The following is a 15,560-nucleotide window of genomic DNA, read 5'->3' as shown; positions in this document are numbered from 1 at the left end:
GGCCCTCGGGGATCCGGCCGGGCCGCTCACCTCGTCACGGCCAGGCGGTACGCCTCGTCGCTCGCCAGGAGTTCGCGGTGGGTGCCCCGGGCGGTGACGACCCCGCCGTCCAGGACGAGGACCCGGTCGGCGGCGTCCAGCAGGGCCGGGCTGGTGGTGACGACGACGGTGGTACGGCCCCGGCGCAGCCGCGCGATGTTGCGCGCGACGAGCTGCTCGGTCACGGCGTCCACCGCCGTCGTCGGGTCGTGCAGCACCAGGACGTCGCTGTCGGCGGCCAGCGCCCGCGCCAGGGAGAGCCGTTGGCGCTGGCCGCCGGAGAGGTTCGAGCCGCGGTCGCGGACCTCGTGGTCCAGCCCCTCCCGGTGCAGGGCGACCACGTCGGTCAGCAGGGACGCCTCGACCGCCTCGGCCACCATGCGGCTCGTCCCGGACGGGTCGATGTTCGAGCGGAGGGTGCCGGCGAAGATCTCCCCGTCGTAGGGGTTCACGAGGAGGTGCTCGCGGACCGACTCGACCGACAGCTCCGCGAGCCGCCGCCCGCCGACGCGCACCGTCCCCTCGTAGGCGTCCGGCGGGACGGACAGCGCCAGGATCGAGGTCAGTTCGCCCGCCGCGCGCGGCTGGTGGGCCGCGATCGCCGTGAAGGAGCCCGCCGGGACCCGGAACTCCACGCCGCGCAGGGCCCCGTACCGGACGCCGTCGACCTCCAGGTCCCCGCCCGGGTCCGGGCGCCCGGTCCCCGGGGTCGTCACCGGCGGCCCGGACAGCACCAGGGCCATCCGCTCGGCCGAGGCGCGCGCCATCATGACGTACTTGGGCATGTCCGAGAACAGCTTGAGCGGTTCCATGATGAACTGCGCCAGACCGACGGCCGTGACCAGTTCCCCGATGCTGATCCGCCCGTCGAGGGCCAGCCACCCGGCGGTCAGCGTCACCGAGGCGGCGAGGGCGGCGTTCAGGCCCAGCGCGGCGCCCGCGTAGAGACCGTTCACCCGGGCCACGGTGACCGCCTGCTGCCTGGCCTCCTGGCTGACCTTCCGGTAGGACAGGAACGCCGCGTGGTTGCCGCCGAAGCCGTGCAGCGGGCGCAGGCCGATGATCAGGTCGGCGACCTTCGCGCCCGCTCGTGCCACCCGGGCCTGCTGCTCCTTGGTGCTGGTGCCGATGCGCCGGGACATCACGCTGAGCACCGAGAGGATGGCGACGGTGCCCACCAGGACGAGCAGGCCGAGCCGGAGGCTCGCCAGGCTCAGGGTGACCGCCGCGATCAGCACCGCGACCAGGGAGCTGACCAGCATGGGGACCACCTCCACGATGTCGGCGGTCTGGTCGGCGTCCTCGGTGGCGATGGTCAGCACCTCGCCGGACTTGAGGCCGGTGTCCCGGGCCACCGGCTGGAGGCCGCAGGCCGCGACCCGCACCCTCCAGCGGTGCGCCTCGGTCGTGTTGGCCTTCTGGAGGACGCGCATCCCGAAGCGCCACGACAGCGACACGGTCGTGACGATCACGGCGAGCGCCGCGACCGACAGGCCGAGCGCCGCCGCGCTCCGGTGCCGCAGGGTGTGGTCGACGATCAGGCCGAGTGCGATCGGGAAGGCGGTCTCGCCCGCCTGGTACAGCCCCATCAGGAGGGTGCCCCAGGCCATCGCGCCCACGTTGCGGCGCACGGCGGTGCGGAGGATGCCGGATCCCTGGGCGCGGGACCGCTGGACGTCAGGAGTGGTCATCGAGGTGGCGGGCAATCGCTTCCGGGGTGCGCAGGGTGAACAGGTCGCGGATGGTGATCACGGGTCCGAACTCGCGGCGGAGCAGCCCGTTCAGGCGGACGGCGAGCATGGAGTGGCCGCCGAGCGACACGAAGTCGCTCACCGCGCTCACCTCCTCGTCGTCCAGGTCCAGGGCCTCGGCGAAACACTCGCAGACCAGTGTCTCGGTCCCGGTCCGCGGGCGGCGCTCGCCCCCGGTGGTCAGCGCTCCCAGCGGCCGGGGCTCGGGCAGGGCCCTGGTGTCGGCCTTGCCGTTGACGGTGAGCGGGATGCGGTCGACCTCGGCGTAGTGGGTCGGGCGCAGGAAGTCCGGCAGCGCGGCGCCCACCTCGGCGGCGACCGTCGCCAGGTCGGCGCCGTCGAGCACCAGGTAGGCGGCCAGCCGGTGGGCGCCGTCGACCCGCGGGTCCGGCTGGGCGACGGCGGCGGCGAAGCGTACCGCCGGGTGGGCGGCGAACGCCGCCTCGACCTCGCCGAGTTCGACCCGGTGGCCGCGGATCTTGACCTGCTGGTCGGTGCGGCCGAGGTAGGCCAGATGGCCGTCGGGCCGCCGGACCACGAGGTCGCCGGTGCGGTACATGCGTTCGCCGGGCCGGCCGAAGGGCGAGGCGACGAAGCGGTGCGCGGTCTGCGCGCTCTGGCCGAGGTAGCCGCGGGCGATGCCGATGCCCGAGACGTACAGCTCGCCGGGCACCCCGTCCGGCAGCGGCCGCAGCCACGGGTCCAGCACGAACACGTCGGTGTTGTCGATCGCCACCCCCACCACCGGGTCCTGGCACTCGAAGGTGCCCACGCCCAGGGTGTTGATGGTGTACTCGGTGGGTCCGTACAGGTTGTAGCCGACGGTGCCCTCGGTGTCGGTGAGCCGCTGCCACAGGGCCGGGGTGACCGCCTCGCCGCCCAGCAGGACCAGCGCGGGACGCCGGCCGGGGGTGTCGAGCAGTCCCTCGGCCACCAGCTGCTGGGCGTACGTGGGGGTCACGTTGACGACGTCGATGCCGTGCTCACGGCAGTAGGCGGCCAGGGCGGGCGCGTCGCGGCGCAGCTCCTCGTCGCAGATGTGCACCTCGTGGCCGTCGGCGAGCCACAGCAGCTCCTCCCACGACATGTCGAAGGCGAAGGACACGGTGTGGGCGATCCGGAAGACCCGGTCGCCGTGGCCGGCCAGCACCGGACCGAAGACACGGCGCTGGTGGTTGACGAGCATGTTGGTGAGGCCGGCGTACTCGGTCACCACGCCCTTGGGCCGCCCGGTGGAACCGGAGGTGTAGATCGTGTAGGCCGGGTGCCGCAGGCGGTGCGGGTCGTCCGGCGCGAACGTCACGAACGGCTCGGCCGGCGGGAGCGGCCGGTCGAGTTCGATCAGGTCGCCGGTGAGCCGGGGCGACACGGTGCTGACGGTGAGGGTCACGTCGGGGCGGGCGTCGGCGACGATCGAGGCGATCCGCTCGTCGGGGTGGTCCAGCTCCAGCGGCACGTACGCGGCTCCGGTGCGCAGCACGGCGAACAGGGCGACGATCGAGTCGAGGGAGCGCGGGAGGGCGAGGGCCACGGTCCGCTCGGGTCCGATGCCGCGTCCGGCGAGCACGCCCGCCAGTGCCCGGCTGCGGTCGCGGAGTTCGGCGAACGTCATGCTCCCGCCGTGCGAGACGAGCGCGGTGCGCCGCGGGGCGCGGTCGGCCGCCGCGTCGAACCGGTCGACGACGGTGTCCGTGCCGATGTCCGTGCGGACGGCCGGCTCGGGCTCGGGACCGAAGCCGCGCAGGGCGCCCACCGGTCCGCTCGCCGTGGCCAGGTCCTCCAGTACGCGTACGTAGCCGTCGAGGAGGCGGCGGGCGCCGTCGCTGTCGCCGTGGCGGTGCTCCAACTTGATCGTGAGCCGGTCGCCGGGGGTGACGACCCAGGTGAACGGGTAGTGGGTGGAGTCGTCGGAGCGCACGGCGGTGATGCCGTGGCGGGCGTTCATCTCGGCGAAGGCGTCCAGGTCCAGGAAGTTCTGGAGCACGAAGAGGTTGTCGAACAGGGTGTCGTGGCCGCCGGCCCGCTGGATCTCGCCGAGGCCGAGGTGTTCGTGCTCCATGGCCGCGACCCGGGACGCCTGGACCGCCGTCAGATAGTCCTCGACCGTGTCGTCGGGCCGGGCCCGGGTCCACATCGGCACGGTGTTGAGCAGCACTCCGACGATGTCGGCCAGTCCCTCGCCCTCGCGGCCGGAGACGGTCACGCCGAACACCGCGTCGGCGCGGCCCGTGTGTGCGCCCAGCAGCAGGCCGAACGCGCCGGTGAGGACGGAGTTGAGGGTGACGCCGTGCTTCCTGGCCGCCTCCCGCAGCAGGTCCGACTGCTCGGCGGTGAGGGTGCGCACGAGGGCGGGCGGCAGGTCCGCCGAGAGGGCGGGTGCGGGTCCGGCGAGCAGGGTCGGGCCCGGGAGCGCGGCCAGGTGCTCGGCCCAGAAGCGTTCCGATGCGGCCTGGTCCCTGGCGGCGAGGGTCCGGGCGTGGTCCTCGAAGCCGGGTGCGACGGGGTGGGTGTCCGGCTGTTCGCCCGCGAGGACGGCCTCGTAGGCGGCGAACAGGTCGCGCAGCACGATCGCGCGGGACCAGCCGTCCCACAGCAGCAGGTGGTAGCTGAGGAGGAGGTCGTCGCGTCCGCCGGGCCGCCGGATCACGGTCAGCCGGATCAGGGGCGGATCGGTCAGGTCGAATCCGGTGCCGCGGTCGCGCGCGCACAGGTCCCGCACGTCCGCCTCGGTGGACAGTTCGACCGTGCGGACGGCCGCCCGCAGGCCCGCCCTGAGGAGCTGGACCGGGTTGCCGTCGTCGTCGGTGGTGAAGGCGGCGCCGACGGCGGGGTGCCGGGCGATCACGGCCGCCATGGCCTCGGCGAGCGCGTCGGTGTCCAGTCGCCGGTCGAAGCCGAAGTGGCTCTGGGCGACGTAGTGCCCGGACGGGCCCGCCAGTTGGGCCTGGAAGAACAGTCCGCGCTGGAGCGGGGTGACCGGTGCGGTGCGTTCGGCGGTGGCGGCGGCGTCCGCGATGCCCTCCAGGGCGTGCAGCCAGTGGGCGGTGATCTCGTCGGGGATCTCCTCGGCGAGGGTGAATTCGGCGTGCAGGCTGCCGGTGGCCGCGTCGGTCCAGGCGTTGACCTCCACGGCGTACGGGCTGCCCTGGTCGCCGCCGGTGATGCGCGGGGCCTGGGACTCGCCGCCGCGGCCGAGGTAGTTGAAGAGCACCTGCGGGCGGGCGGTGAGCATCGGGGCGGTCTGCGCGTTGAGGTGGCGCAGCCGGCCGTAGGCGAGGTGCCCGGCCTCGTCCGGCTGTCGCTCGGCGAGTTCGCGGGCCGCGGCGACGGGGTCGGTGTGCGCGGTGAGCCGTACGGGGGCGATGGCGGTGAACCAGCCGACCGTGCGGGTGTAGTCGTGGTCCTCGCGCACGGGGACGCGGCCGTGCCGCTCCAGGTCGATCGCGAGATCGGTGGGGGCCGGCTGGATCCGGGTCAGCGCGGCGCGCAGTGCGCCGCAGAGCAGTTCGGTGAGGGCGACGCCGAGCGCGGCGGGCGCGGTGCGCGTCACCCGGTCGCTGGTGCCGGGATCGAGGACGGCGGTGGTCTCGCGCAGCGCGCCGGTCGCGGGCAGCAGCGCGGGTGCCCGGAGGGTGTCGATCCAGTGGCCGAGGCCGGTGGTGTCGGCGGACTCCTGGACGAGTGCCTCGGCGTACTCGGCGTAGGACGTGGTCGGCGGTGCGAGTTCCCGCCCGCGCAGGGCGTCCGCCAGGTCGTCCAGCAGGATCAGCCAGGACACCGAGTCGACCGCGAGATGGTGGACGGTGACGACCAGGGTGCGGGTGGCGGGGAGCCAGGTGAACGCGGTGAGGTCGCCGGTCGCGGGGTCGAGCCGGGCGGCGGCCTCGTCGGCGGCAGTGGTGGCGTCGGCCGTGTCCGCGCGTACGACGGTGGCCTCGCGTGCGGGGCCGGTGCGCAGCGTCCACACGCCGTGCTCCGTGCTCAGCCGCAGCCCGAGGGCCGGGTGGGCGGCCAGGACGGCGTTCGCGGCGCGCTCGATGTCCCGGTAGGCGATGCCGTCGGGCACCTCCAGGGTCCTGGCCTGGGCGAACCGGTCCAGAGAGCCGCCCAGTTCGCGCCGGCGCAGGATGACCGGGGTGGGCGGCACCGGGCCGTGCTCGCGCCGAGCGGACGCCGCGGCGGCCTGCGCGCTCCGCGGTGCGCGGGCGGCCAGCTCACCGGCGAGCGCGCGCGGTGTCTTCAGCAGGAACACGTCGCGGGGCGTGACCGGCAGGCCGAGCGCCCTGGCCCGGTTGACGACGGTGATGGCGACGATGCTGTCGCCGCCGGCGCCGAAGAAGTCGGTGTCGGCGTCGGCGCCCGGCTGGTCCAGGGTGTCGGCGAAGATGCCGGTCAGCGCGGTCAGCGCGGAGAGTACGGAGTCGGGGGCGGCCGCCGGAGCCTCCTCGGTCTGCGCTGCGGCGGCCCGCTCGGCCAGGGCCTCGCGGTCCAGTTTGCCGTTGACGGTCAGGGGCAGGGCGTCCACCGCCAGGACGCGGCCCGGCACCATGTGCGCGGGCAGCTTCGCGGCGAGGAGTGCGGTGAGGCCGGCGGGTGCGCGGCCCACGACGTGGGCGACGAGGTGGTCTCCGCTGTCCGCGACGGTGACGGCGGCGTCGGTCACGCCGTCGAGGTCCCGTACGGCGGACTCGACCTCGCCCAGCTCGATGCGGAAGCCCTTGAGCTGCACCTGGTCGTCGGCGCGGCCGGTGAACTCCAGCTCGCCGCCGAGGGTGCGGCGGGCGAGGTCGCCCGTGTGGTACATGCGGGAGCCGTCCGCGGCGAACGGGTTCGCCACGAACCGGCTCGCGGTGAGCCCGGGACGGCCCAGGTAGCCGAGGGACACCTGGTCACCGGCCACGTAGATGGCGCCCTCCCGGCCGGGCGGCACCGGCCGGAGCCGGTCGTCGAGCAGATGGGCGACCAGGCCGGGGACGGGGCCGCCGATGGGGCTGACGCCGTCGGAGCCGAAGTCGTCGCCGGTGAGCACCCGGTGGGTCACATGGACCGTGGTCTCGGTGATGCCGTACATGTTGACCAGTTCGGGCGCTGCGGTGCCGTGGCGTTCGGTCCAGCCGCGCAGCCGCGCGAGGTCCAGCGCCTCGCCGCCGAAGATGATCCGGCGCAGCGCCGGCAGGGGCAGGCCCGCCTGCCGGTCGGCCTCGGTGAACCGGTGGAAGGCGGAGGGCGTCTGGTTGAGCACGGTCACCCCGCGCTCGCGGACCAGCCGGTGGAAGTCGACCGGGGAGCGGGTCAACGCGTAGTCGGGGACGAGCAGTTCGCCGCCGTGCACCAGGGCGCCCCACAGCTCCCAGACCGCGAAGTCGAAGGAGTACGAGTGGAACTGCACCCATACGTCGTCCGGGCCGAAGCCCATGTCCCGGCGGGTGTTGGCGAGCAGCGCCACCACACTGGAGTGCGGGACGACGACGCCCTTGGGCCGTCCGGTGGAGCCGGACGTGTAGATGACGTAGGCGGGGTCGGAGGGGCCGGCCGCGTCAGCGGCGGAACCGGCGGCGTCGTGCGGCGGTTCGTCGCCCTGCACGAGGACGCGGGCCGCGACGCCCGCCCGCTCCAGCAGCGCCGTGAAGCGGTCCCGCTCTCCGGGGCCGACGAGGACGGCCTGCGGGGCGGCGTCGGCGAGGATGTACTCCAGGCGTTCGTCGGGGTAGGCCGTGTCCAGCGGCACATAGGCGCCGCCCGCGGAGACGATCGCGAGCAGGGCGACGACCTGTTCCACGGAGCGGGGGACGGCCACGGCGACGCGACGGCCCGGCCGGACTCCGGCCGCGCGCAGGGCGGCGGCCAGGGTGTCCTTCGCCGCGGCCAGTTCGCCGTAGGTCAGTGAGCGGGTGGTGCCGTCCAGGGCGCACTGGGTGACGGCGGTGGCCGCCGGGTCGCGGAGCGCGGCGGCGTCGAACAGGGCGCCCAGGGTGGTCGGTTCGGTCGGCGCCGCGCTCCGGGTCTCCCCCGGCAGCAGGTCGGCGACGGGGGCGTCCGGCCGGTCGAGCAGTCCGGTGAGGATGCGGGTGAACCTGCGCAGGATGTCCTGGGCGCCGTTCTCCCGCAGCAGCGCGGTGTCGTGGATGAGGTTGAAGCGCGGGTGCCCGTCGGGGGTCCGCTCCACGACCAGGGTCAGCGGGTAGTGCGGGGCGCCCTCGTTGGCGATGCCGGTGACGGAGAGGGTGTCGCCGGGGCGGCGCAGGGCGGAGACGTCGGTCGCCACGTCGAACACCACGAGGGTGTCGAAGAGGGGGCCGACGCCGGCCCGGCGGCCGATCCGCGCGAGCGAGACGTGCTGGTGTGCGAGGACCGCGCTCTGGTGGGCGCGCACCGAGGAGAGCAGTTCGCCCGCCGTGGTCCCGTCGTCCCACCGGGCCCGCAGCGGGACGGTGTTGATGAAGAGTCCGATCATGTCGCCGATGCCGGGGACGTCCGCGTCGCGGCCGGAGACGGTGGAGCCGAACACCACGTCGCCGGTGTGCAGGAGGCCGCCCAGGGTCAGTGCCCAGGCGCTGTGCACGGCCACGCTCAGCGTGACTCCGGCGGCCCGTGCGGCCGCGTCGATGTCCTGCGGCAGCCGCACGGAGGTGTCGGCGAACCGGCCCGAGGGGGTGTGGTCCGCCGCGACCAGCGAGGGGCCGGGCAGCCCGGCCAGTTCGGCGTCCCACACCCGGTCGCTCTCGTCGGCGTCGCGTCCGGCGAGCCAGGCGACGTAGTCGGCGTAGCCGCCCGCCGGATACACGGTGCCGGGCGCGTGGTACTCGGCGAGCAGGGTGCGGAGCATGGGCGGCACGGACCAGCCGTCGGCGATGATGTGGTGCACGGTCTGCACCAGCACGTCGCGGCCGGCCGCCGTGTCGCGGAACAGCGTGTACCGCATCAACGGGCCGGTGGCCAGGTCGAATCCGGCGCGGCGGTCCTGCTCGGCATGGTCGCGGATCTCCGCGTCGGTGATGCCGGGCCGGTCGAGCACGGTGAACGGCGCGCGGGCCCCGCTCTCCAGGACGGAGACGACGCGGCCGTCGGAGAGCGCGGTGAACCGCGCGGCCAGGTTGGGGTGCAGGGCGAGCAGCCGGGTGGCCGCGGCGGCGAGCCGGTCGGCGTCGGCTTCGCCCTCCAGGGTCAGCACCTGCTGTTCGACGTAGCTGCCGGTGGAGTCGTCGTCGAAGACCGAGTGGAAGTACAGGCCCTCCTGGAGCGGGGTCAGGGGCAGGATGTCGCGCAGCGCGGGGCCGTCCAGGGCGTCGACGTCGGCCTGGGTGAGCCGCACCAGCGGGAAGTCGCTGGGCGAGTGGCCGCCGCCGTCCAGTGCGGCGAGCCCGGCGAGGGCCGTACGGAGGTAGCCGCCGATCGTGTCGATGTCGGTGCCGGTGAACATGCCGTCGGGCCAGGTGAGGGTGGTGACCAGTTCGTACTCGCCACCGGCGGCGGGTTCGGCGATCGCGTTGAACTCCAGGACGCGGGGCAGGCGCATGCCCGGGTCGCGCCTCTCGCCCAGGTGCCCGGTGGCCGCGGTCAGTTGCCAGTCCCCGGACGCGCCCGCGTCGAAGCGGCCCAGGTAGTTGAAGAGGACCTGGGGTGCGGGGGCGGTGAAGGAGGCGTCGGCCAGGTGGCGCAGGGCGCCGTAGGAGAGACCGTTGCCCGGCACGCGGGCGAGGTCCTCCTTGACCGCCTTGAGCGCGGCGGCGAGGTAGCCGGGGTCGGTGAGGTCGTCGGCCGTGCCGGGGTCGACGGTCACGGGGAAGAGCGTGGTGAACCAGCCGACGGTGCGCGACAGTTCCGGCTCGACGCCGGTGGCGGCGGCCACATGGCGGCCCTCCCGGCCGTGGCCCTCCAGTTCGATGTGCGCGAACGTCTGGTCCTGGCCCCGGTCGCGGCGCCACCGGGCGAGGGTGACGGCGAGCGCGGTCAGCAGCACGTCGTTGACGCCCGCGTGGAACCGTGCCGGTACCTCGCCGAGCAGGGCGGCGGTGGTGTCGGGGCCGACCGTGACGGTCCGGGACCTCTCCCGTGCGACGGTGTCGACCCCGGACAGCGCCCGTCTGCCGAGCGGGGCGTCGGGTCCCGGCAGGGGACGCTCGTAGTACGCGCGGTCCCGGCCGAAGTCCGCGCTCTCCAGCAGTTGTGTCCAGCGCCGGAACGAGGTGCCGACCGCGGGCAGTTCGACGGGTTCGCCCGCGGCGCACCGGCGCCATGCCGTGGCCAGGTCGTCCATCAGGACCCGCCAGGACACGCCGTCGACGACCACGTGGTGGGCGACAAGGGCCAGTTGGCGTGCAGCGCGGCGCCAGACGGCCCGCAGCATGATTCCGCCGTCCGGGTCCAGTCCGCCGGTGGCGAGGGCCACGCACTCCTCCAGCGGCCGGTCGCTCTCCTGCCAGTGGGCCCGTGCCGTGCCGGCCGCCGGGATGTCGAAGCTCCAGCGTTCGCCGCGCACGAGCCGGGCGCGCAGCATGTCGTGGCGGGCGACGACGGCGGTGAGGACGGTGTCGAGGGCGTCGGCGGTGAGCTGCGCCGGGGTGTTCAGCACGACCGACTGCACGAAGCCGTCGATCGCGTCGGTGGTACCGCCGAGCCACTGGACCACGGGCGATCCGGTGACGGGGCCGGTCGGTACGTCGCCGTGGTCCACGCCGGTGACGTCCTCGCGGCCGGCCACCGCGGCCAGTGCGCCCAGGACGCTGTGGGCGAAGATCTGCCCGGCGGTGACGTAGAGACCGGCGTCGCGCAGCGCGCTCAGCAGCGAGATGGCGAGGATGCTGTCGCCGCCGAGCTGGAAGAAGTCCTGGTCGACGCCGACCTCCTCCAGCCGCAGCAGCGAGGCGACGGCCGCGCACACCACCCGCTCCTCGTCGGTGACGGGCCGGACGGTCGGGCCGGTGGCGATCTCCGGCTCGGGCAGCGCGCGCCGGTCCAGCTTGCCGTTGGGGGTGAGCGGGAACTCCGGCAGGACGACGATGTGGGCGGGCACCATGTACTCCACCAGGTGCCCGGCGGCCCAGGACCTGACCTCGGCCGCCCGCAGTCCTTCGTGCCCGGCGGCCGGGATCACATAGCCGACGAGACAGGTGCCGCCCGCGCTGTTCTTCCTGGCGACGACGCAGGTGTGCCGTACGCCGGGGTGTTCGGCGAGACCGGCCTCGACGTCCTCCAGTTCGAGCCGCATACCGCGGATCTTGACCTGGTTGTCTGCCCGGCCGAGGAAGTCCAGCGATCCGTCCGGGGCGAACCGCGCGAGGTCGCCGGTGCGGTACAGCCGGGACCCGTCGTCCGCGAAGGGGTTGGCGACGAAGCGGGTCGCGGTCAGGCCGGGCGCGTTGACGTACCCGCGGCCCAGCAGGAAGCCGCCGACGTAGAGTTCGCCGCCGACGCCGACCGGGACCGGGCGCAGTTCCTCGTCCAGGACGTACAGCTGGGTGTTGGGGTTGGCCCTGCCGATGGAGGTCGACAGGCGTTCCGCCGCGCCCCGGTAGACGACGTGCGAGACGCCGATGGTGGTCTCGGCCGGTCCGTAGCCGTGGTACATGGGGATGTCGAGCCGGGTGCGGAACCGCTCGTACAGCTCCGGGGTGAGCACCTCGCCGCCGCACCACACGTGTCGCAGGCTGTCCAGCCGCCCGGAGTCGCCGGCGATCTCCAGCAGGACGTCCAGCATGGACGACACCAGGTAGGTGAAGGTGACGCGCTGTCCGGCGATCACGCTCAGCAGGTGGTGCGGGTCGCGTTCGCCGCCCGGCCGCAGGACCACCAGCCTGCCGCCGCACACCAGGGGCAGGAAGATCTCGTTGACGGAGATGTCGAAGGACAGCGGTGCCTTGAACAGCGAGGCGTCGTCGTGGCCGAAGCCGAGGATCTCGCCGGACTGCCACAGCAGGCGCTCGCTGATCGCCTCGTGCCGGATCATCGCGCCCTTGGGGCGGCCGGTCGAACCGGAGGTGAAGATGACGTAGGCCAGGGCCCCCCCGGGGATGGTGGTCCGGGGTGCCTCGTCGGGGTGGGAGCCGTGGCGCCAGTCGTCGAGGCCGACGGCGACGGCGGGGGGTTCGGCGGCGTCGTGCTCGCCGGAGGCGTTGAGCTGCACCACGACCTGTGCGTCGGCGATGACGACGGCGCGGCGCGCGGCGGGCCACTGCGGATCGAGCGGCACGAACGCGCAGCCCGCCTGGAGCACGCCGAGCAGGCCGATCACCATGTCCGCCGAGCGCTCCAGCGAGATGCCGACCACCTGTTCCGCGGTGAGTCCGCGGGCGATCAGGTGGTGGGCCAGCTGGGCCGACAGGCGTGCCGCCTCGCGGTAGGTCAGCGACCGGTGTCCGTCGACGACGGCGACGGCGTCCGGCCTGAGCCGCGCCTGTTCGCGGAACATCTCGACGATGGTCGGCCGGACCCGTTCGGCGGCGGTGTCGTTCCACGCGGCGAGGGTCTTCAGCCGCTCGGCCGTCCCGGACGGGCCGATGGAGCCGAGGGGCCGGTCCGGGAAGTCGGCCAGGTCGTCCAGCGTGAGCTGCGCCCGGGACGGCGACACGCCCTCGGGGACGGCGACGCGCATCCCGTCCGGGGCCTCGTCCACCTCCCAGCCGCGCGGGGCGCCGCCGCCGTTGCGGACCCAGCCGAGCACGTCGGCGAAGAGGGTGCCGGGGGCGAGGTCGATGCCGTCCGGGCTGCGGTCCGTCGCCCAGTACGACAGTGCGATGGCACATGCCTCGGCGATGGTCCGGTCGGAGTGTTCGCCGATGCGCCGCCGTACGTCGGCCAGGCGCGTGGAGGAGATCTGCACGAGACGAGCGCTCGGTTCCATCATCGAAGTCTCAGCACCTTCCAGGAATTAAGGCAAGGCTAACCTAACTTTCGGCGCCTAACCACCCTCTCGCCAGGCCCTCCAGAGCCGTGCGTAACGGCCGTCCAGAGCGACCAGTTCCTCGTGCGTCCCCTGCTCCACGACCCGTCCCGCGTCCAGCACGGCGATCCGGTCGGCGGCCACCGCCTGGGTCAGCCGGTGCGCCACGAACAGCGCGGTCCGGCCGGAACACGCGGCCAGCACCGCCCGTTCGAGTTCGGCGGCACCCTCGCTGCCCGCCTCCGCCGTCGACTCGTCGAGCACCACCACCGGCGCCCGGCCCAGCACCAGCCGGGCCAGGGCGATCTGGGCGGCCCGGGTGCCGTCCAGCCGCTCGCCGCCCTCGCCGACCGCGGTGTACAGCCCGTCCGGCAGCGCCTCGACCCACTCATGGGCACCGGCGGTCCGCAGCGCGTCCGTCAGCTCGGCGTCGCTCGCGCCCGGCGCGGCCAGTCTCAGGTCCTCGGCGAGCGGGCCGGAGAAGACATGTGTCTCCTGGGTCAGGATGCTCACCAGCGCTCGCGCCCCGGCCTCGTCCAGCTCGGCGAGATCGGTCGTCCCGACGCGCACCGACCCGGCCTGCGGGGTGCCGATACCGGCGATGAGCGCGGCCAGTGTCGTCTTGCCCGCGCCCGTCGCGCCGACCAGGGCCAGCGAACCGCCCGCGGGGATCGCCAGGTCGACGTCCCGCAGCACCGGCTGCTCGGCGCCGGGATAGGTGAACGTCAGCCCCTTGACCGTCACGGAGCACGCGGCGCCCTCGTCGTCGGCGGCGGCGGTCGAGTCGCCCACCAGCCGCTCCTCGGTGGGTTCCGCGAGCACCCCGACGAGCCGCGTCAGGCTCGCGCCCGACTTCTGGGCCTCGTCGAAGGTGAACATGATGGCGCCCAGCGGGGTGAACAGGCGGTGGAACACCAGCGGCGCGGCCGCCACCTCGCCGAGCGTGGCGGAGCCGGTCTCCAGCAGGGCGTAACCCACCACCAGGATCAGGACCAGGCCGATGAACTCCGCGCGGTTCTCCCGCCCGACGAACCGGCCGAAGAAGCGGAACACCTCGATGCCGAGGTCGCGCACCCGCCGCGAGTCCGCGTCGACCTTCTCGCGGAACGCCTCCTCCAGGCGGTACGCCCGCACCGTCTCGATGCCGTTCAGGCCGCTGATCAGCGACTGCGCGCGGTCCGCCTGGGCGGCCCGCTGCTTCCGGTAGAGCGGGGCGGACCGGGGCAGGTACCAGCGCAGGGCCAGCGCGTAGGCGGGCAGCGCACCGGCGCCCGCCAGGCCGAGCCGCCAGTCGAGGCCGAACATGCCGAAGGTCGCGACGGCCACCAGCACCCCCGCGGAGAAGACCGTGGGGACGGCCGCGCGGATGCCCTTGGACAGCACGGCCACATCGTCGCCGACCCGGGAGAGCACATCGCCGCGGCCCACCTGTTCGATCCGGGCGCTCGGCATGCCCAGCACGGCGCGGACGGCGCCCTCGCGCAACTGCGCGAGCAGGTCGGCGCCGAGCCGTCCGATCAGATAGGTGGAGACGGCGGTGGCCGCCGCGCCGAGCAGCGCGGCGGCCACCATCAGCACTCCGACGGTCAGCAGCGCCGAGCGCTCCTTGCCCCCGGTCACCTCGTCGACCACCCGGCCGAGCAGGAGCACCGGGAGCATCTGGAGCGCCGCCCCGGCCACCGTGCTGAACACGGTGCCGGCCGTCAGCCAGGGTGCGCCGCGGCAGTGCGCCGCCACCCACCGGGCCGCCTCACGGCCGGTCGTGGTCCGCAGGACGGCCGGGGCGACACGCGTCCGCGGGGTGCTCACCCCTGACCGACCGACTTGACGAGCTCGTCGACGGCGTACGGCAGGGAGAGCAGGGTGGCCTGCGACATGGCGGCGCCCACGGCCGGGCCCTCGCTGTCGAGGAGGTACGACACCTTGCCGTTCTTGACCACCTTCAGGTTGGTGAAGAGGGCGAACTTCTTCAGCGCCTCGGTGTCGGCCTTGTCGTTGATGACGAACACCCGGTCGACGTCGACGAGGTCCATGCGCTCCGGGGAGAGCGTCGTGTAGAACTTGTCACCCGCGATCTTGTCGATCTCGGTCTGGCCCTTGAAGCCCATGCCCGACAGGAGCTGTCCGCGGACGTCGGTGGTGGTGAAGGGCGCGACCGCGTCCTTGTACCAGGACAGCGCGACAGCCTTCTGGCCGGCGAACTCCGGGTGGGCCTTCCTGACCGCGGCGAGCTGGTCCCGGATGCCCTGGACCAGCTTCTTGCCCTCGTCGGCCTTGCCGAGCGCCGTGGCGATCTGGAGGGCGTTGTCCTGCCAGGGTGCGCTGAACGGCTCCTTCTCGGCCTTGGTGCGGCCCACCGTCGGAGCGATCCTGGAGAGCTTGGCGTACGCGCTCTGGTCGATCTCGGAGTAGACGGCGATGATCAGGTCCGGCCGCAGGGCGGCGATCTTCTCGTAGTTGGGGCCGGAGTCGCCGTTGCTCATGATGACCGTGGGCCGGGCGTCGCCCCACTTGTCCTTCACCCACGGCCACTGGGTGTTGATGTCGGGGCTCCTGCCCGCCGGGTTCGGGTACTGGTCGACCATGCCGACCGGCTTGACGCCGAAGGCGAGGACGTCCTGGTCGTCCGTGTAGCCCACGGTCACGACCCGCTCGGGGGCCTTGGTGATCGTGGTGGATCCGAACGCGTGCTGCACGGTGACCGGGAAGGCGCCGGACGACGCCGAGGCACCGGCGCCCGCGCTGTCGTCCTTGTCGTCCGACGAACCGGAGCCGCACCCCGCGAGGAGACCCGCGCCGAGGGCCACGGCGGACACGGTCGCCGCCAGCCGCCGCCAGGACTTCGTACGTGCCGTTCGATCGAGGAGCATCCGGGATCCCTTGCTTTCGTG

The 15,560-nt window shown here is 73.8% G+C and carries 4 protein-coding genes; all 4 read right to left on the bottom strand.

The genetic code is table 11. The features are described from left to right. Nucleotides 1-26 precede the first annotated feature (26 nt). Genes R4Z62_RS33200 through R4Z62_RS33185 form a run of 4 tightly spaced genes read right to left on the bottom strand, consistent with a single transcriptional unit; the run spans nt 27 to nt 15,539 of the window. Entirely contained in the window at nt 27-1,730 is a 1,704-nt protein-coding gene (locus R4Z62_RS33200; protein WP_491521752.1) for an ABC transporter ATP-binding protein, read from the bottom strand. Continuing rightward, nucleotides 1,717-12,633, bottom strand: a complete 10,917-nt coding sequence (locus R4Z62_RS33195; RefSeq protein WP_491521751.1) for an amino acid adenylation domain-containing protein — start codon at nt 12,631-12,633, stop codon at nt 1,717-1,719. The genes R4Z62_RS33200 and R4Z62_RS33195 overlap by 14 nt, the downstream gene beginning before the upstream one ends. A gap of 54 nt (nt 12,634-12,687) precedes the next feature. Next, nucleotides 12,688-14,478, bottom strand: a complete 1,791-nt coding sequence (locus R4Z62_RS33190) for an ABC transporter ATP-binding protein (protein WP_491521750.1) — start codon at nt 14,476-14,478, stop codon at nt 12,688-12,690. Next, nucleotides 14,475-15,539 (bottom strand): iron-siderophore ABC transporter substrate-binding protein, encoded by a 1,065-nt coding sequence (locus R4Z62_RS33185; protein WP_491521749.1) that lies wholly within the window; start codon nt 15,537-15,539, stop codon nt 14,475-14,477. Before R4Z62_RS33185 ends, R4Z62_RS33190 begins: the two co-directional genes overlap by 4 nt. Nucleotides 15,540-15,560: the final 21 nt, after the last annotated feature.

It is taken from the genome of Streptomyces sp. PL-25, assembly GCF_058344915.1.
This window is presented reverse-complemented; position numbering and strand designations above follow the sequence as displayed.